Origin of the sequence: Cryptosporangium phraense, from assembly GCF_006912135.1 — a bacterium.
GTDB lineage: Bacteria > Actinomycetota > Actinomycetes > Mycobacteriales > Cryptosporangiaceae > Cryptosporangium > Cryptosporangium phraense.
Genome location: NZ_VIRS01000009.1, coordinates 46,872 through 72,885 on the forward strand (window position 1 = coordinate 46,872; position 26,014 = coordinate 72,885).

Annotated in this window: 18 protein-coding genes; 9 read left to right on the forward strand and 9 right to left on the reverse strand. The window is 70.5% G+C overall.

Annotated elements, in window-relative coordinates; all coding sequences use genetic code 11:
* Window positions 1-206: 206 nt before the first annotated feature.
* The 3 genes from FL583_RS14540 to mce form a co-directional block, all read right to left on the reverse strand.
* Complete coding sequence (locus FL583_RS14540; protein WP_142705161.1) at window positions 207-1,568, reverse strand: coiled-coil domain-containing protein; 1,362 nt, start codon at window positions 1,566-1,568, stop codon at window positions 207-209.
* Between the two features lie 144 nt (window positions 1,569-1,712).
* A complete protein-coding gene (ccrA, locus tag FL583_RS14545; protein ID WP_142705162.1) occupies window positions 1,713-3,044 on the reverse strand; it encodes a crotonyl-CoA carboxylase/reductase in 1,332 nt (443 codons plus the stop codon).
* A gap of 61 nt (window positions 3,045-3,105) precedes the next feature.
* Entirely contained in the window at window positions 3,106-3,549 is a 444-nt protein-coding gene (mce, locus tag FL583_RS14550; protein WP_170323646.1) for a methylmalonyl-CoA epimerase, read from the reverse strand.
* Window positions 3,550-3,690: 141 nt separating this feature from the next.
* Here mce and FL583_RS14555 point away from each other — a divergent pair, with 141 nt between their 5' ends.
* The 9 genes from FL583_RS14555 (at window position 3,691) to FL583_RS14600 (ending at window position 15,641) form a co-directional block, all read left to right on the forward strand.
* On the forward strand, window positions 3,691-4,887 hold the full coding sequence (locus FL583_RS14555; protein WP_142705163.1) for an acetyl-CoA C-acetyltransferase: 1,197 nt from the start codon (window positions 3,691-3,693) through the stop codon (window positions 4,885-4,887).
* Window positions 4,888-4,966: 79 nt separating this feature from the next.
* Window positions 4,967-5,944 (forward strand): methylmalonyl Co-A mutase-associated GTPase MeaB, encoded by a 978-nt coding sequence (gene meaB / locus FL583_RS14560; RefSeq protein WP_240746689.1) that lies wholly within the window; start codon window positions 4,967-4,969, stop codon window positions 5,942-5,944.
* Window positions 5,945-5,954: 10 nt separating this feature from the next.
* Window positions 5,955-6,422, forward strand: a complete 468-nt coding sequence (locus FL583_RS14565; RefSeq protein ID WP_142705164.1) for a DUF6313 family protein — start codon at window positions 5,955-5,957, stop codon at window positions 6,420-6,422.
* Window positions 6,415-6,759, forward strand: a complete 345-nt coding sequence (locus FL583_RS14570; protein ID WP_142705165.1) for a hypothetical protein — start codon at window positions 6,415-6,417, stop codon at window positions 6,757-6,759. Before FL583_RS14565 ends, FL583_RS14570 begins: the two co-directional genes overlap by 8 nt.
* A 10-nt stretch (window positions 6,760-6,769) precedes the next feature.
* Window positions 6,770-7,519 carry a pentapeptide repeat-containing protein gene (locus tag FL583_RS14575; protein WP_142705166.1) on the forward strand — a complete coding sequence of 250 codons (750 nt, stop codon included), beginning with the start codon at window positions 6,770-6,772 and terminating at the stop codon, window positions 7,517-7,519.
* 1,274 nt (window positions 7,520-8,793) lie between these two features.
* Window positions 8,794-9,093 carry a DUF3817 domain-containing protein gene (locus FL583_RS14585; RefSeq protein WP_142705168.1) on the forward strand — a complete coding sequence of 100 codons (300 nt, stop codon included), beginning with the start codon at window positions 8,794-8,796 and terminating at the stop codon, window positions 9,091-9,093.
* A 15-nt stretch (window positions 9,094-9,108) separates the two neighbouring features.
* A complete protein-coding gene (locus tag FL583_RS14590; protein ID WP_142705169.1) occupies window positions 9,109-9,528 on the forward strand; it encodes a hypothetical protein in 420 nt (139 codons plus the stop codon).
* Between the two features lie 18 nt (window positions 9,529-9,546).
* The gene (gene trxA, locus FL583_RS14595) at window positions 9,547-10,461 is read left to right on the forward strand and encodes a thioredoxin (protein ID WP_142705170.1); all 915 of its coding nucleotides are present in this window, start codon (window positions 9,547-9,549) and stop codon (window positions 10,459-10,461) included.
* Window positions 10,462-10,655: 194 nt separating this feature from the next.
* Complete coding sequence (locus tag FL583_RS14600) at window positions 10,656-15,641, forward strand: NAD-glutamate dehydrogenase (protein ID WP_142705171.1); 4,986 nt, start codon at window positions 10,656-10,658, stop codon at window positions 15,639-15,641.
* Here FL583_RS14600 and FL583_RS14605 read toward each other — a convergent pair.
* The 6 genes from FL583_RS14605 to FL583_RS14630 form a co-directional block, all read right to left on the reverse strand.
* A complete protein-coding gene (locus tag FL583_RS14605; RefSeq protein WP_142705172.1) occupies window positions 15,638-17,761 on the reverse strand; it encodes a WD40 repeat domain-containing serine/threonine protein kinase in 2,124 nt (707 codons plus the stop codon). The two genes, FL583_RS14600 and FL583_RS14605, sit on opposite strands and share 4 nt — an antisense overlap.
* A gap of 73 nt (window positions 17,762-17,834) precedes the next feature.
* Window positions 17,835-18,041: a hypothetical protein gene (locus tag FL583_RS14610; RefSeq protein ID WP_142705173.1), complete on the reverse strand. Its 207-nt coding sequence runs from the start codon at window positions 18,039-18,041 to the stop codon at window positions 17,835-17,837.
* A gap of 172 nt (window positions 18,042-18,213) precedes the next feature.
* A complete protein-coding gene (gene glgB / locus FL583_RS14615) occupies window positions 18,214-20,550 on the reverse strand; it encodes a 1,4-alpha-glucan branching protein GlgB (protein WP_142705174.1) in 2,337 nt (778 codons plus the stop codon).
* 26 nt (window positions 20,551-20,576) lie between these two features.
* Window positions 20,577-21,977: a maltokinase N-terminal cap-like domain-containing protein gene (locus tag FL583_RS14620; protein WP_142705175.1), complete on the reverse strand. Its 1,401-nt coding sequence runs from the start codon at window positions 21,975-21,977 to the stop codon at window positions 20,577-20,579.
* Between the two features lie 58 nt (window positions 21,978-22,035).
* Window positions 22,036-23,850: a maltose alpha-D-glucosyltransferase gene (gene treS, locus FL583_RS14625; protein ID WP_142705176.1), complete on the reverse strand. Its 1,815-nt coding sequence runs from the start codon at window positions 23,848-23,850 to the stop codon at window positions 22,036-22,038.
* An 8-nt stretch (window positions 23,851-23,858) separates the two neighbouring features.
* Window positions 23,859-25,832, reverse strand: a complete 1,974-nt coding sequence (locus tag FL583_RS14630; RefSeq protein WP_142705177.1) for an alpha-1,4-glucan--maltose-1-phosphate maltosyltransferase — start codon at window positions 25,830-25,832, stop codon at window positions 23,859-23,861.
* Window positions 25,833-26,014 lie beyond the last annotated feature (182 nt).

The window sequence follows — 26,014 nt, forward strand, 5'->3', positions numbered from 1 at the left end:
GCGCCTGCAACGCCGGTGTGGTGATCGCCTGGTGGACGACCCACCGCCACATCGTTCCACGCCCGAGCGGTTCCTGTCCGGGATGACTCCGTGAAAGCGGCCGGTGACCCTGCGTCTGCAGGGTCACCGCGCCTCGACGGGGTGCAGCCGCCCGTACGAATACCCGGCCACGTCATTGGGGCCCGGTACGAAGAACTACTGGACGATCAGCCGCGGCCGTTCGCGCTCGGTGCCTCCACCGGCTCGACCTTGGCGGCCTCGGCCGCCTTGGCCACGGTGGCCGCCGCCGCGCCGCCACCCACCAGGCCGGCCAGCATCTCGCGCAGCTGCCCGAGCTGCGTGGTGATGGCGTCCCGCTGAGAGGTGAGCTCGGCGACCTGGCGCTTGGCCTGCGTCGTGTTGTGCTCGGCGTTGGCCTTCGCGTCCGACATCAGGCGCTCGGACTCGGCCCTGGCCTCGTTGACCGTCTTGTCGGCGAGCGCGCGCGCCTTCTCGACGATGTCCTTGGCCTGGGCCTCGGCGGCCTTCCGCCGGGACTCGGTGTGGGCCTCGACCTCGCGGGCGCGGGTCTCGGCGACCCGGGCGCGCTGCTCGGCCTCGCCGACCAGCTTCTGCGTCTCGGAGACCGCGGCCGCGTGGCGCTGCGATTCCTCCTGCTCGGCCCGCTCGCGACCCTCGGCCAGCTGGAGCTCGAGCGCCTGGAGGTCGTTGTCGCGCTTCTCGCGGGCCTCGGCCAGGATGCGGCTCGCCTCGCCGCGCTTCTGCTCGGCCTCGCGGGTCGCCTCGGCGCGCAGCTGCTCGGTCTCCTGCCGCACGGTGGTGCGCAGGCCCTCGGTCTCGGCCTTGACCTTGTTGCGGAGCTGCTCGGTCTCCTGCTTGGCCGCGGCCCGGAGCTGGGTGGCCTCGCGCTCGGCGGTGGCCTGCAGCTGAGCCACCTCGCGGTGCACGCGCGCCTTGAGCTCGGCGACCTCGTGGTCGGCGGTCGTGCGCATCTGGCGGGTCTCGCGGTCGGCGGTGGCGCGGTTGCCCTCGACCTCGCGAGCGACCTCGTTGCGGATCTCGGACGCGTCGCGCTCCGCGGCCTCGCGGACGCCGCCGGCGTCGCGCTCGGCGGCGACCTTGACCGACTGCGCCTCGGCGCGGGCCTTCTCGGTCAGCTCGCGGGCCTGGAGGCGGGCGGCGGAGAGGGTCTCTTCCGCCTTCTTCTCGGCCTCGGTGCGGTGCTCGTTCGCCTGCTCTTCGGCCAGCCGCAGTAACTGCTCGACCCGGGTCCCGAGGCCGCTCAGCGTCGGCTTCGAGTTCTCCTGGAGCTGCTTCTGCTGGCTACGCATCTGCTGCTGCAACGCGGTGAGCTGCTGCTCGACGGCGCGGACCCGGTGCTGCGCCTCGGCGAGCTTCTGTTCGGCCTCGCCCTTGGCGCTCTGGTGCTGGGTCAGTTCCGTGTTCAGTCGTTGCAGGTGCTCGTTCACCTGGTGCCGGTCGTACCCGCGCAGCGCGATGGTGAAGCCCGGATCGGTGTTCGAAGAGTCGAAGAACGAGAGGTTGTTCTCGGTGGGGGTCGGCTGCATGCCGCCCACTATCGCAGACCCAGATGGCCGCATCTAGCGAACCCTCTCTCACATTCGCCACGAAAATCCCAAGCGACACACCGTACGGCTGTTCGTCTGATGCCCGACTCAGCCGTGGGGCCCGCAGCCCCACGGCCGTCAGACCTAACGCGACCGGAAACGGTTGATCGCGTCGAGGTGTCGGTGCCGCTTCTCCTGGTCCCGGACCCCGAGCCCCTCCTCGGGAGCGAGGCACAGCACGCCGACCTTTCCCTGGTGGAGGTTCTGGTGGACGTCGAACGCGGCCTGGCCGGTCTGCTCGAGCGGGTAGACCTTCGAGAGCGTCGGATGAATCTTTCCGGTGGCAATCAGATCGTTGGCCAGATAGGCCTCGCGGTAGTTGGCGAAATGCGACCCGATGATCCGCTTCAGGTTCATCCAGAGGTAACGGTTGTCGAACTGGTGCAGATATCCGGACGTCGACGCGCACGTGACGACCGTTCCACCTTTTCGTGCAACGAAGACGCTCGCACCGAACGTCTCGCGGCCCGGGTGCTCGAACACGATGTCGGGGTCTTTGCCGCCGGTGAGTTCGCGAATCTTCGCGCCGAACCGTCGCCACTCGCGCGGGTCCTGGTTGTGCTCGTCCTTCCAGAACGAGTAGCCCTCCGCGTTCCGGTCGATCACCAGCTCGGCGCCCATCGACCGGACGATGTCGGCCTTGTCGGCCGACGAGACCACGCAGACCGGCGTGGCGCCCGAGGCCAGCACCATCTGGGTGGCGTACGACCCCAGGCCGCCCGAGGCGCCCCAGATCAACACGGTGTCGCCGAGCTTCATCGCCGCACCGTTCTTACTGACCAGCTGCCGGTAGGCGGTGGAGTTCACCAGCCCGGGGCTGGCCGCCTCCTCCCAGGAGAGATGGTCGGGCTTGGGCATCAGCTGGTTGGCCTTCACCAGCGCCAGGTCGGCCAGGCCGCCGAAGTTCGTCTCGAAGCCCCAGATCCGCTGCTCGGGGTCGAGCATCGTGTCGTCGTGCCCCTCGTAGGACTCCAGCTCCACCGAGAGGCAGTGCGCGACGACCTCGTCGCCGGGCTTCCACAGGTTGACGCCGGGCCCGGTGCGCAGGACGACGCCGGCCAGGTCCGAGCCGACGACGTGGTACGGCAGATCGTGACGCTTGGTCAGCGGCGAGAGCCGGCCGTACCGCTCCAGGAACCCGAACGTCGAGAGCGGCTCGAAGATCGACGTCCACACCGTGTTGTAGTTGACCGCGGACGCCATCACCGCGACCAGCGCCTCGCCCGGGCCCAGCTCCGGCGTCGCCACGTCCTGGACGTGCAGCGACTCGCGCGGGTCCTTCTCGCGGGTCGTCCGGCCCGCGAACATGTCCACTTCGTCCTTCCGGACGACGACGCCCCGGTAGGACTCGGGGACCTCCAGGCCGGCTACGGCGTCGAGTTCGTCGGACAGGATCGCTTCCAGGATCTGCTTCACGGTCGGCGCCTCCAGAGATATGGGGGGTCGGAGGCGCCGAATGTTACTTACCAGTAGCGATTCAGAAGTCCGAGCTGTGATCCAGTCCACCAGGCTCGACGAGCTCGACGAGGACGCCGCCGGCGTCCTTGGGGTGGACGAAATTGATCCGCGAGCCGGCGGTGCCCCGCCGCGGAGCGTCATAAAGAAGGCGTAGACCTTTCGCGCGGAGCTCAGCGCTGGTCTCGTCGACGTCGTCGACCGTGTAGGCCATCTGCTGGATGCCCGGGCCCGACCGGTCGAGGAACTTGCCGATCGCGGAATCCGGACGCAGGGGGGCGAGCAACTGCAGGCGGGCGGTTCCGGGATCGCCGTCGGCCGGGACCAGCATGGCCTCGCGGACGCCCTGCTCCTCGTTGACTTCCTCGTGCTCGGCAACGAGGCCGAACGTCTTCTCGTAGAACGCGAGCGCCTCGTCCAGGTCCGGAACCGCGATACCGACGTGATCGATCCGGCGAATGGCCATCGGTGGCCTCCTCTCAGCGTGACCGCGAAGGTACGCACGCGACCTGCGAAAAGCTGTGGCCTCTCTCACGACCAGTTTGAAGCTACCCATCGGTATGGTGACGTGACATCCCCGAAATCTTCACAATCCGGAGGGCGTCCCATGACTTCCGTAATCGTCGCCGGTGCACGCACCCCGATGGGCCGGCTGCAGGGCTCGCTCAAGGACTTCTCCGCGGCCGACCTCGGCGCGGTCGCGATCAAGGCCGCGCTCGAGCGGGCCGGCGTGTCGCCCGAGCAGGTGCAGTACGTGCTGATGGGTCAGGTCCTGCAGGCCGGGGCCGGGCAGAACCCGGCCCGGCCGGCCGCGGTGAAGGCCGGCATCCCGATGTCGGTGCCGTCGGTGACCATCAACAAGGTGTGTCTCTCCGGCCTCGACACGATCGCGCTGGCCGACCAGCTGATCCGGGCGGGCGAGTTCGACATCGTCGTGGCCGGCGGCATGGAGTCGATGACCAACGCGCCGCACCTGCTGCCGAAGTCGCGCGCGGGATACAAGTACGGCTCGATCGAGGTGCTCGACTCGATGGCCCACGACGGGCTAACCGACTCGTTCGACCACATCGCGATGGGGGCGTCGACCGAGGCGTTCGTCGGCAAGAGCGGGCTGAGCCGGGACGACCAGGACGCGTTCAGCGCGCGGTCGCACCAGCGGGCCGCCGCGGCGGCGAAGAACGGGCTGTTCGACGGCGAGATCGCGGCGGTCGAGATCCCGCAGCGCAAGGGTGACCCGATCGTGTTCTCGGCCGACGAGGGCATCCGGCCCGACACGACCGTCGAGACGCTGGCGAAGCTGCGTCCGGCGTTCGACAAGGCGGGCACGATCACCGCCGGGTCGTCGTCGCAGATCTCCGACGGAGCCGCGGCCGTCGTCGTCATGAGCAAGGCCAAGGCGCAGGAGCTCGGGCTGACCTGGATCGCCGAGATCGGCGCGCACGGCAACGTCGCCGGGCCCGACAACTCGCTGCTGCCCCAGCCGGCGAACGCGATCCAGCACGCGCTGGGCAAGGAAGGCCTGACCGTCGCCGACCTCGACCTGATCGAGATCAACGAGGCGTTCGCCGCGGTCGGCGTCCACTCGGCGCGGGCGCTCGGGCTCTCCGAGGACGAGATCGACGCCAAGGTCAACGTCAACGGCGGGGCGATCGCGCTCGGCCACCCGATCGGGATGTCCGGCGCCCGGATCGTGCTCCACCTGGCCCTGGAACTCGGCCGCCGAGGCGGCGGCGTCGGCGCTGCCGCTCTCTGCGGAGGCGGCGGCCAGGGCGACGCGCTGATCGTCAAGGTGGCCGGCGCCTGATCGAGGGCGCACGTTCCTACCCCCGGGCCGCGGCCGTCTTCGACGCCGCGGCCCGGTGCATTCAGCGGGAGGGTTGATCGTGTCCAGCCGTCGTCATGCGGACGTCGCTGCGCTGGTCGATGACGCGCGGGGTGGGTCGGTGCGGGCGGTGGGGCGGCTCGTGAGCATGGTGGAGGACGGGCATCCCGGGCTGCGGGAGGTCGCGGCGGCGTTGGCCCCGCACGCCGGGCGGGCCTACGTGGTGGGGTTGACCGGGGCGCCCGGGGTGGGGAAGTCCACCAGTACGAACGCGCTGGTCGGGGCGCTGCGACGGCGGGATCTGCGGGTCGGCGTGCTGGCGGTCGATCCCTCGTCGCCGTTCTCGGGCGGAGCGCTGCTCGGGGACCGGATCCGCATGGAGGAGCACGCCACCGACCCGGACGTCTTCATTCGGTCGATCGCGTCCCGGGGCCAGCTCGGCGGCCTCTCGGTCGGCACCCCGCAGGCGATCCGGGTGCTCGACGGCGCCGGGTACGAAGTCGTGCTGGTCGAGACCGTCGGCGTCGGTCAGGCCGAGATCGAGATCGCGTCGCTCGCCGACACGACGATCGTGCTGCTCGCGCCGGGCATGGGCGACGGCATCCAGGCCGCGAAGGCCGGCATCCTCGAGGTCGCCGACGTCTACGTCGTCAATAAGGCCGACCGCGACGGCGCGGACACGACCGTCCGGGACCTGCAGGGCATGCTCGGCCTGGCCGGTGCGTACTCCGACGACCGCTGGCGGCCGCCGATCGTCAAGACCGTCGCCGCCCGCGCCGAGGGCGTCGACGACGTGCTGAGCGCGATCGACGCGCACCGCGCGTGGCTGGAGCAGACCGGAGGCCTGCGCGACCGTCGGCGGGCCCGGGCGGCTCGGGAGATCGAGGCGATCGCGGTCGCGGAGGTGCGCTCCCGGATCGGCGATCGGCGCGGCGGAACCGCGCTCGACGCGCTCGCCGACCGGATCCTCGACGGAAAGCTCGACCCCTACACGGCCGCTGAGTCCTTGCTGGACGAATCTGCTCGCGAACTGCACTAGCGTTGGACGTATGGCTCGGTCACCGGGGTACGCCCAGCCGGGCGACGCCGACGTGCCCGCGGAATTCCCGCTTCCCGCTCCCGCTGTTGCGCGCGAGCGACGGAGGGAACTGCTGCGCCGGTGGTGGCGCTCGCAGGGCCACCAGCGCAACCTGCGGTACTGGTTACTCTTCCGCGGGCTGCCGGTGCTCGTGGCGCTGGCCGTGCTCTACGTGGTCACCGGGTTCGTCGTCGGCTGGCGGGACGCGTACGACGTCAGCCTGGGCATCGAATCGCCGGCCGCGACGTCGGCGCCGGTGCTGGCCTGGTTCCTGTCGGTGGCCGGCTGGCTGGTGATGCCCGGTGTCGCCGGTGCGGTCGCCGGTTACGTGGTCAGCGATTCGATCGGGTCGCGCCGGTCGAGGTCGCTGAACGAGTCGTTCCCGCAGATCAGTAAAGACGACCTTCGCGAGATCCTGCGGGAACTCGACGATGAGTGAGCTGATCCCGCTGCTCTGGGAACTGGTGGAGCAGCAGGCCAACGGCAACCGGCGGGGGATGGTCGCCGCGCTGCCGCCGCCGGTCGCCGGCTGGCCGGGCGTCCCGCAGGACTTCGTGCCGTCGTACGTCGGACTTCACAATGGAACACGAACCGCCCAGGCGCACTGGGAGATAGTGGTCGCGCGTGTGCTCGACACCGATATCGTGAGCCCCAATGTGTCCGGAGAGCTCGCGATACGTCGAGCGGTTCGTGCATCTGCGTTACTCTTGAACAAGATGGCGCGTCACGGACGATGCCCCATCTGCCCGCAGCCCGCGTTGACGAGCTCCCACTGAGGAGGCGGCGATGGCACCTCCGGATCACGTGCGCGGGAGTTTCCGCGAGCTCAGTCGCGAGTTCTTCGACACCGCTTTCCCCGAGGCCCGGCATGGTTGGGTCGATCAGCAGGTCTGCACGGCCGTCCTCGAGGTCGGCACGGCGCTCGACGTCCGGCTGCTGCCGTCGGATGCCGACCTGCGCGCCGGCCGGCTCGACGGCATCGACCTGCGGGGTGCCGACCTGCGCGACGCGCAGTTGGAGAAGGCCGAGCTGACCAGCGTCGATCTGCGCGACGTATGTCTGGCCCGGGCCGACCTGCGCGGCGCGACGCTGCGCGCGGCGAATCTGTTGGGGGCGAACCTGCGGTCGGCTCGGTTGGCGGATGCCGATCTGGTTCGCGCGCAGTTGCGGCGGGTCGATCTGGTGGCGGCCGATTTGGCCGGGGCGGATCTGCGGGAGGCCGATCTCGGGATGGCCGAGGTGGTCGGGGCGGATGCGGCTCGGGCGAATTTCGAGGGTGCGCTGATGGTGGGGGCGGATTTCTCGAACGTGTCGTTGATCGAGGCTCGGTTGGTGGGGGCTTCGTTGCGGCGGGCGGTTTTGAGTGGGGCTGTCTTGACGGGGGCGGAGCTCGAGGGCGCGGAGTTGGACGGGGTCGTGTGGTCGGCTGAGACTCGGTGGCCGCGGGGGGTGCGGGCCGGCGTTGAGGCGCGGTCTGAGCGGGTGGGGGTTGGGGTTTATCGGGTGCGGGCGGAGCGGGTTCGCATTTCGGCTTGAGGCGGGGTGGGTGTGGGCGGGCGCGGCCGGGGCCGGGCGGGCCGGGGGGCCAGGCGGGCCGGGGCCGGGGGTGCGGGGCGGCCGGGTGGGCCGGGGTGGTCTGGCGGGTGGCTTCGGTTGTGCCTGGGGTTGAGGTTGTGCCGGGCTGAGCTTGGCGGAACGCGCTGAGGTTGTGCCTCGGGTTGAGGTTGTGCCGGGCCGAGGTTGGGCGGTAAACCGTGCAGGCTGGCAGACGTTGAGCGCTGGGTGTTCTATCCCATCAGGTTGGGGCACGAATGCGCCCTGGCGTTCTGTTTCTGACCGGTAGGGGCGGGTGCGTTTGTGGGTGATCCCGGCCGCGGTGAGGGTGTCGGCCAGTCGGGATGTGCAGCAGGAGCCGTTGCCGGTGAGGACCCGAGCGACGGTGATTCCGCGGTTGTTGAGCCAGGCTCGGGCGCGGGCTCAGAACGCGGTGGCGGTCTCTGCACGTTCGTCTCGAGGATTTCGGTGTAGGCCAGGTGCGAGTGGTCGCCGGGCGGTGTGCAGGTAGGCGTAGCCGATCACCGCTCGGCAGTTCTCGCGCGCGGTGGTGGCGCGCTGGTTGCGTCTGCCTTGTGCGCGTCCGAGGATGCGGTGGCCGCCGCCGTCGGGTTTTCACGTCGACGTGGATCAGGTCGCCGGGTCGGTCGCGCACGTTGCGGCCAACTCACACACCGGTGGCGCTGTCGAGGTGGATCAGGCGCGGGGCCGTAGCGGGTCAGGACGCGGCGAACCGTTGGGGCGTTGAGGCCTAGCCGGGCCGCGATGCGCGCCGGGCCAATCCGCGTGGTCACCCGGACCCGGATGATCCGCCGTTCGGTGCGCCGAGTGGTGCGGGCCGGGCCGTGGTGGGGCTGGCTGGACCGGTCGGTCATCCCGGCCCGGCCTTGAGGCCGGCAGCGGGCCGCCCAGCGGGCGGCGGTGGCGTGGGGCACCTGGAACCGGTCGGTCGCCCGCCGCGCCGGTCAGCGGGCATCAACGCTGCAGCGGGCCGGCCGCAGGCGTCCGAGCCCAGTCGGTGGGTCGACTGCACACCTGCCCGGAGGCCCTCGCGTCAACCCCTGACTCTCACCAAACCTCGCGGGCGGCTCGGGCGGGCGTTTGGCGGCAAAGGCACGTGTCGGGGGCTCGAATGACGTTGACTAGTCGGCAAACGGTGGGATCTCAGCAAAGGGCGCGGGGCCGCCGCGCCCGGCGCCGCAACTGATCGTCTACGCTATGTCGTCATGTCGACGGCATCCAGCACTACGTTTCGCATGTTCCGGCTCGCCGCGTTTGCCGAGGCGGTGTCGTGGACGGGCCTGCTGATCGGAATGGTCTTCAAGTATCTCGTGGTCGAGAACGAGATCGGGGTCAAGATCTTCGGGCCGATCCACGGCGCACTGTTCATCCTCTACGTGGTGTCGGTGCTGCTCACGCGGCCGGTGGCGGGTTGGAGCGCCCGGGCGACGTTCGTCGGGTTGCTGGCCTCGATCCCGCCGCTGGGGACGCTCTTCTTCGAGCGCTGGGCGGCCCGCAAGGCAGCCGAGCAGCCGCTGGAATCGGTTGCGGCCTGACGCTTTGATCGAGGGGTGGAGACGTACGCGTCGAGCCGGCACGCCGAGCTCACCGCCTGGGCCGACCGGACCATCCGCCAGTTCGTGTACCGGGCCGGGGGAGCGCGGCCGCCCGAGCCGACGATCCGGTGGTCGGCACATCTCAGCGCGTCGATCGTCTGGTACGTGGAGCAACTGCATCCTGACCAGGACTTTTGGTCTCTCGTGCTGATGGCCGAACAGCGGCTGGCGGCCGACCTCGGCGACCCCTACGCGTTCCTGCGCGAGGTACGGATCGGCGCGGAACAGGTCGCCGACAGCCCCAGCCGGTCCGCGGTCATCGGCTCGCTGGACGACTTTCTCGCCGATCCACCGGCCTGGGGTCAGGCGTTCGGGCTCACCCGCTCGGTCTTCGACGAGCTGTCACGGGACTACCTCAGGTCACACCGCCGGTGAGAGTGGAAGACTGTAGGCATGCGACAGCCGAATCCCCGCATGACGGCCGCCTCGCTGGCCGGCGCCGTCGACCTTTCCGCACTGCGCTCCACTCCGCCCGCGGCTGCGCCGGCCGGTGGCGCACCGGCCGCAGCAGATGCGCCGCCGTCCAGCGACTCGCCCTACGTCATCGACGTCACCGAGGCGACGTTCCAGAACGACATCCTGCAGCGCTCGGTGCAGACGCCGGTCGTGATCGACTTCTGGGCCGAGTGGTGTCAGCCCTGCAAGCAGCTCTCGCCGGTGCTCGAGAAGCTGGCGATCGAGGCCGACGGCGCGTTCGTCCTGGCCAAGATCGACATCGACGCCAACCCGCGGCTGGCGCAGGCGTTCCGCGTCCAGAGCATTCCGTTCGTGATGGCGATCGCGAACGGTCAGCCGGTGGACGCGTTCGCCGGGGTGCAGCCGGAGGCGAACCTGCGCCAGTGGCTGGCCGCGATCGTGCAGGCGGCCGGGGGTGAGGTGCCGGAGGCGCCGGCCGACCAGCGCCTCATCGACGCCGACGACAAGCTGCAGGCCGGTGACCTCGACGGCGCGGAGGCGGCCTACAAGGCGATGCTGGCCGAGACGCCGAACGACCTCAACGCGACCAGCGGCATCGCCCAGATCGGGCTGATGCGCCGGCTGGAGAACGTCACCGACGGCCGGGCCGTGCTGGCCGCCGCCGAGGCCGCGCCGGACGACATCGACGCCCAGACGCAGGCCGCCGACGTCGAGTTCGTGTCCGGGCTGGCCGAACAGGCGTTCAACCGGCTGATCGCGCTGATCCGCCGAACGGCTGGTGATGACCGGAACCGAGTCCGAACTCACATCCTCGATCTGTTCGCGATCGCGCCGCCGGAGGACCCGATCGTCGCCAAGGCGCGTCGGGACCTGAGTCGCGCACTGTTCTAGGAAAGCCACGTCAGAGGGGCCACGCGAACCCGCGGGGCCCCTTTTTCGTGTGTGAAAACAGCACGTTGCTGTTCGGGTGCCGGGTTACCCGCGGACCCGAACCCGATGCCGACACGGGTTAGGGTGACCGGGCGTCACCGTCCGGCAGCCTCAGGCGGTGATCCGCAGTGTCGCGGCAGATCGAGGGAGCGTTAATGGAGCGGCGTGCGCTGTCCGCCCGGCAGACGGAGGACTCCGGTTCGGAGTTCGTGGTCGATCCGCAACTGGGCCTGGCGCCCGGGGCCGATCTCCTCGCCTCGGTCGACGAGGTCGAAGCCCACAAGGACGCGCTGATCGCGAAGTCCGCGGCGACCACGGACGACCCGCTGGTGGCGGCCCTGCTGCCGGTCTACTACCGGTACGTGGCGGCCGAGGAACTGCTGAACCGCTCGCCGGCCGACCTGGTCGCGGCGACGGTCTCGCACCGGGAGCTGGGCGCGGTCCGGGCCCGCGGTGAGCTGAAGCTGCGGGTCCGCACGCCGAGCGGGGACGCCGGCTGGTGCGGCGGCCACACGGTGATCGAGCTGGTCACCGACGACATGCCGTTCCTGGTCGACTCGGTCACGGCCGAGCTGGCCCGGCACGAGCTCGGCGTCCACCTGCTCGTCCACCCGCAGATGGTCGTCGTCCGCGACGACGAGGGGACGCTGACCGAGGTGCGTCCGGTGGGCGACCCCGACGCGCCGGTCGCGGGCGAGGTCGTCGAGTCGTGGATGCACATCGAGATCGACCGCCGGTCGCACCGCGGGGCCGAGGAACAACTCCAGACCGACCTGGCCCGGGTCCTGGACGACGTCCGGGCCGCGGTGACCGACTGGGACGAGATGCGGGCCCGTGCGCTCACGATCGCCGACGGGCTCACCCACAAGGCCCTGCCGGTGCCCGACAAGGACGTCACCGACGCCCGCGAGCTGCTGCGCTGGCTGGCCGACGACCACTTCACGTTCCTCGGTTACCGGGAGTACTCGCTCGAGGGGGACGACCGGGCGCTGGTCGCCGTCCCGGGCACCGGCCTGGGCATCCTCCGGGAGGGCGCGAGCCGCCCCCGCCGGCTGGCCGACATGCCCGAAGAGGTTCGGGCCAACGTGCTGGCCAAGCGTCTGCTGATCATCACCAAGGCCAACTCGCGCTCGACCGTGCACCGCCCGGCCTACCTCGACTACGTCGGCTTCAAGACGTTCGACGCCGACGGCAACGTCACCGGGGAGCGCCGGTTCCTGGGCCTGTTCTCGTCGGCGGCGTACCTGGACAGCGTGCGGGCGCTGCCGGTGATCTCGCGCAAGGTCGACGAGGTGCTGGCCCGCTCCGGGCTCTCCCGCAGCAGCCACTCGGGCAAGGACCTGCTGCAGATCCTCGAGACCTACCCCCGCGACGAGCTGTTCCAGATCGCGACCAGCGAGCTGTTCGAGACGACGATGGCCGTGCTGCGGCTGGGCGGGCGTCGGCGGCTGCGGCTGTTCGTCCGCCGGGACGCCTACGGCCGGTTCATCTCCTGCGTCGTGTACCTGCCCCGCGACCGGTACACCACGCAGAACCGCCTGCGCATGCAAGACATCCTGATGGACGCGCTGCACGGCGTCGGCGTCGACTACACGACCCGGGTCACCGAGTCGGTGCTCGCCCGGGTGAAGTTCGTCGTCCGCACCGACCCGAACACCTCGGTCGGGCCCATCGACGTCGATCAGTTGCAGCAGCGGCTGGCCGACGCGACCCGCAGCTGGGACGACGAGTTCGCGACCGAGATCCGCCGGGAGATCGGCGAGGAGCAGGCGACCCGGCTGCTGCGCCGGTACGGGACCGCGTTCAACGCGGCCTACCAGGCCGAGCACACGCCGGCCGAGGCGGTCGAGGACCTGTCCCGGATCGAGGTGCTCGAGGAGGAGGGCGACCTCGGCGTCAGCCTCTACCGGTCGGCCGACCGCGGTCTGCGGTTCACGGTCTACCGCCTGGGCGACGCGATGGCGCTCTCCGACGTGCTGCCGGTGCTGCACTCGCTCGGCGTCGAGGTGGTGGACGAGCGGCCGTACCGGGTGCAGCGCACCGACGACAAGCCGACCTGGGTCTACGACTTCGGTCTGCGGGTGCGCAGCGGCACGGACGTGCCCCACATGATCGGGCGGGCGATCGCCGAGTCGGGACCGCTCGCGCCCCCGGTGCCGGTCGACATCCGCCGGGTGCACTCGGCGATGGAGAACGCGTTCGCGGCCTGCTGGCGGGGCGAGTGCGAGGTCGACGGGTTCAACGCGCTGGTGGTCTCGGCCGGGCTGGCCTGGGACGAGGTCGTGGTCCTGCGGGCCTACGCGAAGTACCTCCGGCAGGCCGGCAGCCGCTGGTCGCAGGAGTACGTCGAGCGGGTGCTGGCCGAGAACCCGCAGATCGCCCGGATGCTCGTCGACCTGTTCACCGCCCGGTTCGACCCGAACTTCCGGGGCGACGCCGACGCCCGCGCCGCCGCCGGAGACGCGCTGCTGGTCAGCCTCACCGAGGCCCTGGACGCCGTGCAGAGCCTGGACGCCGACCGCATCCTGCGCAGCGTCCTCACGCTGATCACCGCGACCCTGCGCACGAACCACTTCCAGCGGGGCCGGGCCGGTCGGCACAAGCCGTACCTGAGCTTCAAGATCGACCCGCGCGCGGTGCCCGACCTGCCCGCTCCGCGGCCGAAGTTCGAGATCTTCGTGTACTCGCCCCGCGTGGAAGGCGTCCACCTGCGGTTCGGTGCGGTCGCCCGGGGTGGCCTGCGCTGGTCCGACCGCCGGGAGGACTTCCGCACCGAGATCCTCGGGCTGGTCAAGGCCCAGATGGTGAAGAACACCGTGATCGTGCCGGTGGGCTCCAAGGGCGGGTTCGTGGTCAAGAACCCGCCAGTGGGCGGCGACCGGGACGCGATCCAGGCCGAGGGCATCGCCTGCTACCGGACGTTCATCAGCGGCCTGCTCGACCTGACCGACAACCTCGACAGCGACGGCCGCACGGTGCTCCCCCCGGTCGACGTCGTCCGGCACGACGGGGACGACTCGTACCTGGTCGTCGCGGCCGACAAGGGCACCGCGACGTTCTCCGACATCGCCAACGAGGTCGCGGCCGAGTACGGGTTCTGGCTCGGCGACGCGTTCGCGTCCGGCGGCTCGGTGGGCTACGACCACAAGGCGATGGGCATCACCGCCCGGGGCGCCTGGGAGTCGGTGAAGCGGCACTTCCGCGAGCTCGGGCACGACACCCAGACGCAGGACTTCACGGTCGTCGGCGTCGGCGACATGTCCGGTGACGTGTTCGGCAACGGCATGCTGCTCTCCGAGCACATCCGCCTGGTCGCCGCGTTCGACCACCGGCACATCTTCGTCGACCCGAACCCGGACGCGGCCGTCGGCTTCGCCGAGCGCCGACGTCTCTTCGACCTCCCCAGGTCGAGCTGGGAGGACTACGACAAGCAGAAGATCTCGGCCGGCGGCGGGGTCTTCCCCCGCACGGCCAAGGCGGTCGACGTCACGCCGGAGATGCGCGCGGCCCTCGGCCTCCCCGAGACCGCCACCCGGCTCAGCCCGGCCGAGCTGATGCGGGCGATCCTGCTCGCCCCCGTCGACCTGCTCTGGAACGGCGGGATCGGGACGTACGTCAAGGCGTCCGACGAGACCCAGGCCGACGCCGGGGACAAGTCGAACGACGCGGTCCGGGTCAACGGCAAGCAGCTGCGCGCCCGGGTCGTGGGGGAGGGCGGCAACCTCGGCCTGACCCAGCGCGGCCGGATCGAGTACGCGCTCGAGGGCGGCCGGGTGAACACCGACGCGATCGACAACTCGGCCGGGGTCGACACGTCCGACCACGAGGTCAACATCAAGATCCTGCTCAACCAGGCGGTGCACGCCGACGAGCTCGACACCGAGGCCCGCAACGCGCTGCTGGCCGAGATGACCGACGAGGTCGCGCACCTGGTGCTGGCCGACAACTACGCCCAGAACGAGGCGCTGTCGCTGGCCCGGCACCTGGCCCCGCGGCTGCTGGGTGTCCACCGGCGGCTGATGTCCGAGCTCGAGCGGGCCGGTCGGCTCGACCGCGCGCTGGAGTTCCTGCCCGACGACGAGACCGCGGCCACCCGGGAGTCGCTCACCTCGCCCGAGCTGTCGGTGCTGCTGGCCTACGTGAAGATCGGCCTGGCCGACGACGTGCTGGCCGGGCCGGTGCCGGACGACCCCTGGTGCCGTCCGATCCTGCGCGACTACTTCCCGACCCCGCTGCGGGAACGGTATGCACGGTATGCCGAGACCCACCCGCTGCGCCGCGAGATCATCACGACCGCGGTGGTGAACGAGGTCGTCAACCACGGTGGCGTCTCGTTCGTGTTCCGGGCGGTCGAGGAGACCGGCGCGACCCCGGCCGACATCGTCCGGGCCTACGCGGTGATCCGGGACGTCTGCGGGCTCGGCGACCTGTGGCGGGCGGCCAACGAGCTCGACTCCTCGGTGCCCGCGTCCGCTCAGCAGGCGGTGATGGTGCAGGCCCGCCGGGTGCTCGACCGGGGCGTCCGCTGGCTGCTGCAGAGCCGCAGCGGGTCGCTCGACGTCGAGGCCGAGATCGCCCGGCTGCGGCCGGGCATGACCGAGCTGATGGCCGAGATGGGCAGCCTGATGCTCGGCCGGGAGGCCGACCGGTACCAGGGGTTCGTCCGGGGCCTGGAGGCCGAGGGCGTGCCGGCCGACCTGGCCGACCGCGTCACCGCCGCGCTCTACGGGTTCGGCCTGCTCGACGTCGTCGAGCTCTCGCACCACACCGAACTGTCCGGACGCGACGTGGCGACGCTGTACTATACGCTGTCCGAGCGCTTCCGGGTGGACGAGATGCTCGACCGGATCTCGGCGCTGCCCCGGGCCGACCGCTGGCAGGCGCTGGCCCGGCTCGCGCTGCGCTACGACCTGTACAGCGCGCTCGACAGCCTCACCCGCGAGGTGCTGCGCCGGGTGCCGGGCCGGATGACGGCCGAGGAGCGGGTCAGCCGCTGGGCCGACGCGAACGCGGACACGATCAGCCGGGCCCTGACGACGCTCGCGCTGCTGGCCGAGGACGCGCCCTCGGACCTGGCCACGCTCACGGTCGTGCTGCGTCAGATCCGGACCGTGGTGCGGGCCTCGTCGGCGCACACCTAAGCCAGCTGCCAGAGTTTGACGGTGTGGTCGGCGCCGGCGGTCGCGATCTCGCGGCTGTCGGCGCTGAACGCCACGTTGTAGATCAGGTCGGAGTGGTAGGTCGCGACGAAGCTGATCAGGCGGCCGGTGTTCGGGTTCCAGAGACCGAGCGACTTGTCCTCGCCGGCCGAGGCCAGCAGTCGGCCGTCGGGGCTGAACGCGACCGTGTCGACGCCCTCGTTGTGGCCGGTGAGCGCCGAGCCGACCTGGGCCCGGGTGGCGACGTCCCAGAGCCGGACCGTGCCGTCGTCGGACGCGGTCGCGAGCCGGTTGCCGTCCGGGTTGAACGCGACCGACCAGACCTCGGCCGTGTGGCCGGTCATCGGGCCGCCGATCGCCGCGCCGGTCGCCGCGTTCCAGAGGCGGACGGTCTTGTCCGAGCTGACCGACGCGACCAGCCGGCCGTCGGGGCTGAACGCGACCCAGGTGACCTCGGCGGTGTGCCCCTTGAGCGCGGGGACGGTCTGCTTGCCGGTGGCCAGGTCCCAGATGCGCACGGTCTTGTCGTTGCCGGCCGAGGCGATGAGGGTCCCGGCCCGGTTGACCGCGACCGCGTTGACCGCGCCGTCGTGGCCGGTGAGCGCGTCTCCGCGGCGCTGGCCGATCTGGGGGTCCCAGAGCAGGATCGTGCCGTCGGACTGGGACGTGACGAGCGTACGGCCGTCGGCGGTGTAGGCGAGGCCGTCGACGTTGCCGTGCTGGCTCGGGCGGGCCGGCCCGATCGGGTCGCCGGTGCGGGTGTTCCAGAAGCGGATCGAGCCGTCCTTGCCGCCCGAGGCGATCACCGGGCGTTTCGGGTCGAAGGCCACCGCGTAGATGTCGTCGGTGTGGCCGCTGAGGGTCTTCACGAGCGTCGCCGTGGTGGGGGTGGGGCGCGGGGCCGGCGCGGAGGAGACGGGCGCCGTCGCGCCGGCGCGGACGTCGGCCGAGGGCGAACCGAGGCGGGACCCGACGTAGCCGGCGGTGAGGACGAGCGCTACGACCGCGAGCCCGGCCGCGGCGACCAGCCACGCCGTGCGCCGGCCCGTGCGGGGCCGCGCAGGCGGGACGGAGAGCGCAGCGGGCGCCGGAGCCGCGGGCGGGGCGGCGAGGGCCACGGGCGCGGCGGCGAGAGCCGCGGGCGCGAACGCCGGGGACAGGCCGCCGGAGATCCGCGTCGGGACGTCCGGCTGGGGAGTGGGGGCCGGCGGTGCGGGTTCGTCGAGGAGCACTCGGGGGTCCACGCGGAGCGGCACGCCGGTCGTCGTGATCCAGCCCCGGCCGAAGGAGTCCCGGGCCGCCCGGGCCAGCTCCACCGCGAACTCCTGCGCCGATGCCGGCCGATCCGACGGCTTCTTCGCCAGCGCCCGCATCACCACCGCCGCGACCCGCGACGGGACGTCGTCCAGTGGTGCCGGCTCCCTCTCGATCACCTGCCGGACCACCGCGGCGAGCGACAGGTCGGTGCCCACCGGCGTCCGATCGGCCAGCGCCCGGTACAGCGTCGCGCCCAGCGAGTACAGGTCGGCGGCCGGCCCCACCGGCGCGCCGAGGAACTGCTCCGGCGCCATGTAGATCGGCGTCCCGAGCAGGCCGCTGGTCGAGGCGGCGGTGCCTTCGAACAGCTTGGCGATCCCGAAGTCCGAGAGCTTCGGCGCCCCGCCCGCGGTGAACAGCACGTTGTCGGGCTTGATGTCCCGGTGCGCGACCCCGCGCTCGTGCGCGGCCTGCAACCCGTCGGCGATCGCCAGTGCCCAGGCGCAGACCCGCTCCGGCGTCACCGGCTGGTGCAGCCGCTGCCCCAGCGTCCCGCCCGCGAGGTACTCCATGACGAGCAGCCGGACCGACCCGTGCTCGGCGTACTCGAACACCCGGACCAGGTGTGGATGGTCCAGTTCGGTCATCAACTGGGCCTCGGACAGGAACCGGCGGGACAGCTCGGCGTCGTCGACCTCGGGCGCCACGATCGCTTTGACCGCACGCGTGACACCGAGCCGCCGGTGTCTCGCCGTGAACACCAGCCCGAACCCGCCACGGCCGATCTGGCCGCCGATGTCGTACCCCGGTAACGCCCGCTCGATCTCCGCGCGGTCGATCAGCATGCCTCGGGAATACGCGGACGCTATATACGAAAGCTACACACGGAGAAGGTCCCGGGGACCACCCGGGACCTTCTCAGAGCAACTCTTCGTCTTCCTCGGGGAAGTAGTAGTAGAGCGTCACGTGAGGACGGTTAGCGCCGGCCTCGAGGTCGTAGTGCAGCAACACGTCCATCACGCCGATGGGACCGTCGGTCTCCATCTCCTCGATGGTGGCCGCAGCCGCCCTGAGCAGGTCGGGTATCCGGTCCTGGCCCGGCCCCTCGGGCAAGGCGATATTCACGTGACGGCACTGGAAGCCGTGGTGGATCCGATCGTGTGGCATCGACTGTGATCATGCCGTGTAGGTAGGGGATGTCTGCAACCGGCTCGGGAGAGTCGGTGCACATGCACTTCTCGTCCTGCTCACAAAGGTGACTTTCCGTCCTGATTTCGTTGTGGGAGAGGTACGGAGCTTAGTCTTCCTCGGAGCCGGAGGGGGTGCCAGGAACAACTCCCGGGTCCGCTCCGGGGTCCCGGCCCGCGGCCGCGCCCGGTCCGCTCTCGACCGGCGCTGCGGCCTCGGAGGACGACGCAGGCGCCGCGGCCGACGCAGCAGCCGACGCGGACGGGCGTAGCCAGATCACGCCCAGCGGAGGCAGCGTCACCGAGGCCGACGCGGGCTCGCCGTGCCAGGGCCGGGCCTCGGCGACGACCTCGCCCAGGTTGCCGACGCCCGACCCGCCGTACAGATCGGAGTCGGTGTTCACGACCTCGTCCCAGGTACCGACCAGCGGCAGGCCGATCCGGTAGTCGTGGTGCGGGTGCCCGGCGAAGTTCGCCACGCAGGCCAGCACCGACCCGTCGGCGCCGTGACGCAGGAACGAGAAGACGTTGCTCGCCGCGTCGTTGGCGTCGATCCACGAGAAACCGGCCGGGTCGACGTCCTGGGTCCACAGCGCCGGGCTCTCCCGGTAGACCCGGTTGAGGTCACCGACGAGCTTCTGGACGCCCGCGTGGTCGGGGTTCTCGAGCGCCCACCAGTCGAGCGAGCGGTCCTGCGACCACTCGCCCTCCTGCGCGAGCTCGCCGCCCATGAACAGCAGCTGCTTGCCGGGGTGGGCCCACATGTAGGCGTACAGCGCCCGGAGCTGGGCCAGCTTGCGCCAGCGGTCGCCGGGCATCTTCCCGTAGAGCGAGCCCTTGCCGTGCACGACCTCGTCGTGCGACAGCGGCAGGACGAAGTTCTCGCTCCACGCGTAGACCAGCGAGAACGTCATCTGGTGGTGGTGGTACTGGCGGTGGATCGGGTCGCGGCTGAGGTAGTCGAGCGTGTCGTGCATCCAGCCCATGTTCCACTTGAACCCGAAGCCCAGCCCGCCGACGTGGGTGGGGCGGCTGACGCCGGGCCACGACGTCGACTCCTCGGCGACCATCATCGTGCCCGGGTGGTGCCGGTAGACGGTGGCGTTGAGCTCCTGCAGGAACTTCACCGAGTCGAGGTTCTCCCGGCCGCCGTACTCGTTCGGCAGCCACTCCCCGTCCTTGCGTGAGTAGTCCAGGTAGAGCATCGAGGCCACCGCGTCGACCCGGAGGCCGTCGACGTGGAACTCCTCGAGCCAGTAGAGCGCGTTGGCGACCAGGAAGTTGCGCACCTCGTTGCGGCCGACGTCGAAGACGTAGGTGCCCCAGTCGGGGTGCTCGCCGCGGCGCGGGTCGGCCGGCTCGTAGAGCGGCGTCCCGTCGAAGCGGGCCAGCGCGAACGCGTCCTTGGGGAAGTGGGCGGGCACCCAGTCGACGAGGACGCCGATGCCGGCGGCGTGCAGCCGGTCGACCAGGTACCGGAAGTCGTCGGGGACGCCGAACCGGGAGGTGGGGGCGTAGTAGCCGGTGACCTGGTAGCCCCACGAGCCGCCGAACGGGTGCTCGGCGACCGGCAGGAACTCGACGTGGGTGAAGCCGAGGTTCGTGACGTACTCGACCAGCTCGTCGGCCAGCTGCCGGTAGGAGAGCCCCTGCTTCCACGAGCCCAGGTGCACCTCGTAGACGCTGACCGGCTTGGCGTGCCAGCCACCCTGGTCGCGCGTGGCCACCCACTCGGCGTCGCTCCACTCGAACGACGACTCGGTGACGACGCTGGCGGTGGCCGGCGGCACTTCGGTCGCGAAGGCCAGCGGGTCGGCCTTCTCCCGCCAGTGCCCGTCCGGGCCGAGGATCTGGAACTTGTACCGGGCGCCGACGCCGACGTCGGGCACGAACAGCTCCCAGACGCCGCTGGAGCCCATCGAGCGCATCGGGAGGCCGCGGCCGTCCCAGAACGTGAAGTCACCGGTGACCCGGACGCCCCGGGCGTTGGGCGCCCACACCGCGAAGCTGACGCCGGAGACCATTCCGCCGGGCGTCCCGTAGTGCCGGAGGTGGGCACCGAGGACGTCCCAGAGCCGTTCGTGCCTGCCCTCGCTGATCAGGTGCAGGTCGACCTCGCCGAGCGTCGGCAGCCAGCGGTAGGGGTCGTCGGTGACGTGCGCGCCGTGCCCCGGACCGTGGTCGTACCGCACCTCGAGCCGGTAGTCGCCCGGCTGCTCGGCGAAGTCCACCGCGAAGACCCCGCCGTCGTGGATCCGGGTCATCTCCCGGCGCTCGTCGCCGCTGACCAGCGTGACCGCGGCGGCCTCCGGCCGCAGCGTCCGGACCACCCAGCCGCCGCTCTCCAGGCGATGGACGCCCAGAACACCGTGGGGGTTGTGGTGCTCGCCGCGGATCAGCTGATCCAGCTCGATCCGGCTCACTGACATGTCGGGCTGAATGGTCATGACCTCTCGGTTTCCCAGTGACGGGATCAGGTAGTCGCGAGTCTGGCGATCGAGCGGAGGGGGATGTCGACCCAGCTCGGCCGGTTGTCGTACTCGTAGGCCACCTCGTAGACGGCCTTGTCGAGCTCGAGCGCGCGCAGCAGCGCCGGGTTGGCCTCCGGGTCGGCGAGCGTGATGCCGTCTTTCGCGTAGCCCTCGATGAACGCGGCCCGGTTCCGGTCGGCCCACTCGACGACCCGCTCGTCGACCGACGGGTCGATCTCCTCCGCCTCGACGTGCCCGACGAGGAGGTGGTGGGCTGCGTAGTCGAACGAGCGGAGCATCCCGGCGACGTCACGCAGCGGCGACATCTTCGCGACCCGCTCCGGCAGCGGACGGGCGGGCTCGCCCTCGAAGTCGATGAGCACCCAGCCCTGCAGCGTCCGCAGTACCTGACCCAGGTGCAGGTCACCGTGGATGCGCTGGACGATGACCGGCTCGCCGTGGTCGGCGACCTCGGCGAAGACCCGGCGGATGCCGGGCTCGAACGGAGCCAGCCCGCTCACCCGGCGCAGCACGGCGTCCAGCCGGGCGTTCATCCCGGCGACGACGCTGTCCAGCCGATCGACCGGCACCACTTCGGTGCCCAGCGCGGTCACCAGGTCGCGGTGCACCGCGGCGACTGCCTGACCGAGGCGGCAGGCCTCGGTGGAGAAGTCGCTGCCGAGCTCGGCGATCGGCGTCTCGGGCTCGTTGATCAGGTCGCGCACCGACGCGGTGGCCATCGCCCAGCCGTCGGCGGTGTTCGCGAAGAACTTCTGCAGCAGGCCGTAGGTGACCGGCGCGTCCTGCAGCTCGCCCTCGATCGCGCCGTACAGCTCGGCGATGTGCTCGCTGCCGACGCTGCGCAGCGCCCGGTGCAGCTCGAGGTCGGGGCTGACGCCCCGGTCGAGCTTCCGGAACAGCTTCATGATGTATTCGCCGCCGAACACCACCGAGGTGTTGCTCTGCTCGGCCGAGATCGGCCGGCTGGCCAGGTCGGTGTCGATGACGGCGCCCGGCTCGTGCCGGAACCGCACGCCGCCGACGTCCTTGTTCGCCGCGATCAGGTCGCGGATCTCCCCGGTCAGGTCGAGGTCGTGGGCCGCGTCGTAGGCGACGAGATCCTCGACCGGACCGATCCGGGCGTGGTCGAGCCGTTCCGGCAGCTCGCCGCGGCGCAGCCCGACGAGCAGCTGGTACCGCTCGACCCGCCCGCCGGAGGCCACCCCCACCACGACGTGGTCGAGGCGGGGGCCGCCGGACGGCAGGTCGTCGAACCACGTGTCGGCCTTCACGACCGACACGTCGTCGATGTGGCTCTGCTTGTCGCCGAACCATCGCTGTTTCGGTAGCCACGAGGAGAGCAAGCCGGTGAGGGCTTCGGCATGCGTGACCAGCGCTGTCATCCGATACCTCCCGTGCGGTTCCCGGTCGTCCGCGCGCTCGGTGGATTCACCACGTCGCCTAGCCGCGCTCTTCGTGCGGGGTGAGCTGGAACCAGTAGAAGCCGTGGCCGGGCAACGTCAGCAGATACGGCAGCTCGCCGATCGGCGGGAAGTGCACCCGGCCGGTGAGCTCCACCGGCGTGCAGCCGCGGAACCGGCCGAGGTCCAGCTCGACCGGCTGGGGGAACCGCGACAAATTGTTGACGCATATCACTACGTCATGTTCCCCGTCCGGCCCGACGTATTCACGGACATACGCCAGCACTGTCGGGTTCGACCCGCCGAGGTCGGTGAACGACCCGAGTGGGAACGCCGGGTGCTGCTGCCGGATCTCGATCATTCGGCGCGTCCAGTGCAGCAGCGACGCGCTCGCGCCGAGCTGGGCCTCCACGTTGGTGACCTGGTAGCCGTAGATCGGATCCATGATCACCGGCAGGTAGATCCGGCCCGGGTCGCAGACCGAGAAGCCCGCGTTGCGGTCCGGCGTCCACTGCATCGGCGTGCGGACGCCGTCCCGGTCACCGAGCCAGATGTTGTCGCCCATCCCGATCTCGTCCCCGTAGTAGAGGACGGGGGAGCCGGGCAGCGACAGCAGCATGGCGGTGAACAGCTCGATCTGGTTGCGGTCGTTGTCGAGCAGCGGCGCGAGCCGGCGGCGGATGCCGACGTTGGCCCGCATCCGCGGGTCCTTGGCGTACTCGGTGTACATGTAGTCGCGCTCTTCGTCGGTGACCATCTCGAGCGTCAGCTCGTCGTGGTTCCGCAGGAAGATGCCCCACTGCGCGCCCTCGGGAATGTCGGGCGTCTGGGCCAGGATCTCCGAGATCGGGAACCGGGACTGGCGGCGGACGGCCATGAAGATGCGCGGCATCAGCGGGAAGTGGAACGCCATGTGGCACTCGTCGCCGCCGACGCTCGGGTCGCCGAAGTACTCGACCACGTCGGCCGGCCACTGGTTCGCCTCGGCCAGCAGCACCCGGCCCGGGTACTCGTCTTCGACGACCTTGCGGCACCGCTTGAGGAACTCGTGGGTGCGCGGCAGGTTCTCGCAGTTCGTGCCCTCCTCCTCGAAGAGGTAGGGCACCGCGTCGAGCCGGAAACCGTCGATCCCGAGGTCGAGCCAGAACCGCAGGACGTCGAGCATGGCCTCCTGGACGGCCTCGTTCTCGAAGTTCAGGTCGGGCTGGTGACTGAAGAACCGGTGCCAGTAGAACTGCCCGCGCACCGGGTCGTAGGTCCAGTTCGACGATTCGGTGTCGACGAAGATGATCCGGGCGTCGGCGTACTTCGAGTCGTCGTCGCTCCAGACGTAGAAGTCGCCGTACGGGCCCTCCGGGTCGCGCCGCGACTCCTGGAACCACAGGTGCTGGTCCGACGTGTGGTTCATGACCAGGTCGGTGATCACGCGGATCCCGCGCTTGTGGGCCTCGTCGAGGAACGTCACGAACTCCTCGAGCGTGCCGAACTCCGGCAGCACCGCGCGGAAGTCGCTGATGTCGTAGCCGCCGTCGCGCAGCGGCGAGTCGTAGAACGGCGGCAGCCACAGGCAGTCGACGCCCAGCCAGGCCAGGTAGTCGAGCTTCGCGGTCAGGCCCTGGAGGTCGCCGGTGCCGTCGCCGGACGAGTCGTAGAAGGCCCGGATCAGGACCTCGTAGAAGACCGCGCGCTTGTACCACTCGGGGTCGAGCGGCATCTGACGCGCGTGCTTGTAGCTCTCGGACTGGGGTTCGACGAGATGCCCGTCGGCCGTGTGCGGGTGCGCGGCGGCGTCTTCGACGGTGCGCTCCGGGGTGTGGGCGCGCAGTCTGGGCGGGTGAGGCAGTGAGATGGTCATGTGCGCCCTCAGGACGTCTGGCTGTGGATCGAGAACACGTGCGCGACCTGCTGATACGGGTCGAGTCGGACGGCGTTGTGCTGTCCCCAGTCGAAGCTTGCCCCGGTGAGCTCGTCGACTACCCGGAACCGGTCGTGCCAGTCGAGCCCGAGAGCGGGCATGTCGAGCGCGGTGTTACCCCAGTGCGTGTTGTGCGGGTCGAGCGTGCACACCACCAGGACCGTGTCGGCCCCCTGCTGCTTGGAGAAACACAAAATCGCGTCGTTGTCGACGTGGTGGAAACGCAGGTTCCGGAGCCTCTGCAGCGCCGGGTGAGCTCGGCGCAACTCGTTGAGCCGACCCAGGAACGGCGCCAGCGTACGCCCTTCCGCTTCGGCCTGCTTCCAGTCCCGCGGACGGAGCTGGTACTTCTCCGAGTCGAGGTATTCCTCCGACCCCGGACGCACGGCGACGTGCTCGTAGAGCTCGAAGCCGGAGTAGACGCCCCAGGTCGGCGACATCATGCTGGCCAGCACGGCCCGGATCGCGAACATCGCCGGACCGCCGTACTGCAGCGACGCGTGCAGGATGTCGGGGGTGTTCACGAAGAAGTTCGGGCGCATGTAGTGCCCGGACTCGACGAGCTCGCGCCCGTACTCCTCGATCTCCCACTTGGCCGTGCGCCAGGTGAAGTACGTGTACGACTGGGTGAACCCGATCTCGGCCAGGTGGTGCATCATCGCCGGCCGGGTGAACGCCTCGGCGAGGAACAGCACGTCCGGGTGGACCTTCTTGACCTCCCAGATCAGCCAGTGCCAGAAGTCGGTCGGCTTGGTGTGGGGGTTGTCGACGCGGAAGATCTTCACGCCGTGCTCGACCCACAGCAGCACGACCCGGAGCATCTCGGCGTAGATGCCGTTCCGGTCGTTGTCGAAGTTCAGCGGGTAGATGTCCTGGTACTTCTTGGGCGGATTCTCGGCGTAGGCGATCGTCCCGTCGGGCAGCGTCGTGAACCACTCCGGGTGCTCGGTGACCCAGGGGTGGTCGGGCGCGCACTGCAGCGCCAGGTCGAGCGCGACCTCCATGCCCAGCTCGCGCGTACGGGCCACGAACGCGTCGAAGTCGTCGAACGTCCCCAGCTGGGGGTGGATGGCGTCGTGGCCGCCCTCGGAGGCACCGATCGCCCACGGCGAACCGACGTCGTCGGGCGTCGGGGTGAGCGTGTTGTTCTTGCCCTTGCGGTTGACCCGGCCGATCGGGTGGATCGGCGGCAGGTAGACGACGTCGAAGGCCATGTCGGCGATCGCCGGCAGGCGACGCGCGGCGGTGCGGAACGTGCCGTGCACCGGCGGGCCGACGGCGTCGGTGCCCGCGTCGGGGACGACCGCGCCCTCCGACCGGGGGAAGAACTCGTACCAGGAGCCGTAGAGCGCGCGCTCGCGGTCGACCCAGACGCTGAACGCGGGTGAGCGGGTCACCAGGTCACGCACCGGACGCTCGGCCATCGCCGGCCCCAGCGACAGCCCGAGCTCGACCCGCTCGGCCAGCGGCTTGGTCGTGTCACGCAGTGCGGCCGCGGCCTCGAACAGCTCGTCCCGGCGCTGGCGCGGTGCGAACCGGCCGGCCTTGAGGAAGAGCCGGGCCCCGGTCTCGAGGTCGTTGGCGAGCTCGACCGCCGACTGGCCGGCCGCGACCTTCACCTCGACCGCGTGGTGCCAGGTCTCGAACGGGTCGCCCCAGGCCTCGACGACGAACGTCCACCGGCCGGGAGCGTCGGGAACGACCGAGGCGTGCCACCGGTCGTTCTCGCCCTTGACCATCGGCGTGAACGGTGTTCGCCGCCCGTCGGGCGCGGTCCACACCACGTTCGCGCCCACGGCGTCGTGTCCCTCGCGGAACACCGTGGCGGAGACGGGCATCAATTCACCCACGACGGCGCGCGCTGGATACGAACCAGCAGCCACGACGGGGGTGATGTCTTCGATCGCGAAGCGTCCGGTCATCAAGGCCTACCGTATCGAGTCAGAGGGACGGTCGCGGTGACGGTCCAGGGGCTTGCGTTGCACCCGGTCCAAGGGTCTCAAGTACACGATGGCCGAGAGTCCCTGGGGAGGTATAGCCGCCCGGAGCGGAAAATACTTGCGGGACACGGACGCAATGTTCGCGCCCGTGACACGGGAACCGA

What these genes read in the sequence shown, in the direction of transcription:
- FL583_RS14540 (WP_142705161.1), bottom strand. Translation starts at nt 1,568, where the DNA reads ATGCAGCCGACCCCCACCGAGAACAACCTCTCGTTCTTCGACTCTTCG.
- mce (WP_170323646.1), bottom strand. Translation starts at nt 3,549, where the DNA reads ATGGCCATTCGCCGGATCGATCACGTCGGTATCGCGGTTCCGGACCTG.
- FL583_RS14555 (WP_142705163.1), top strand. Translation starts at nt 3,691, where the DNA reads ATGACTTCCGTAATCGTCGCCGGTGCACGCACCCCGATGGGCCGGCTG.
- FL583_RS14565 (WP_142705164.1), top strand. Translation starts at nt 5,955, where the DNA reads ATGGCTCGGTCACCGGGGTACGCCCAGCCGGGCGACGCCGACGTGCCC.
- FL583_RS14570 (WP_142705165.1), top strand. Translation starts at nt 6,415, where the DNA reads ATGAGTGAGCTGATCCCGCTGCTCTGGGAACTGGTGGAGCAGCAGGCC.
- FL583_RS14575 (WP_142705166.1), top strand. Translation starts at nt 6,770, where the DNA reads ATGGCACCTCCGGATCACGTGCGCGGGAGTTTCCGCGAGCTCAGTCGC.
- FL583_RS14585 (WP_142705168.1), top strand. Translation starts at nt 8,794, where the DNA reads ATGTTCCGGCTCGCCGCGTTTGCCGAGGCGGTGTCGTGGACGGGCCTG.
- trxA (WP_142705170.1), top strand. Translation starts at nt 9,547, where the DNA reads ATGCGACAGCCGAATCCCCGCATGACGGCCGCCTCGCTGGCCGGCGCC.
- FL583_RS14600 (WP_142705171.1), top strand. Translation starts at nt 10,656, where the DNA reads ATGGAGCGGCGTGCGCTGTCCGCCCGGCAGACGGAGGACTCCGGTTCG.
- FL583_RS14605 (WP_142705172.1), bottom strand. Translation starts at nt 17,761, where the DNA reads ATGCTGATCGACCGCGCGGAGATCGAGCGGGCGTTACCGGGGTACGAC.
- glgB (WP_142705174.1), bottom strand. Translation starts at nt 20,550, where the DNA reads ATGACCATTCAGCCCGACATGTCAGTGAGCCGGATCGAGCTGGATCAG.
- FL583_RS14620 (WP_142705175.1), bottom strand. Translation starts at nt 21,977, where the DNA reads ATGACAGCGCTGGTCACGCATGCCGAAGCCCTCACCGGCTTGCTCTCC.
- treS (WP_142705176.1), bottom strand. Translation starts at nt 23,850, where the DNA reads ATGACCATCTCACTGCCTCACCCGCCCAGACTGCGCGCCCACACCCCG.
- FL583_RS14630 (WP_142705177.1), bottom strand. Translation starts at nt 25,832, where the DNA reads ATGACCGGACGCTTCGCGATCGAAGACATCACCCCCGTCGTGGCTGCT.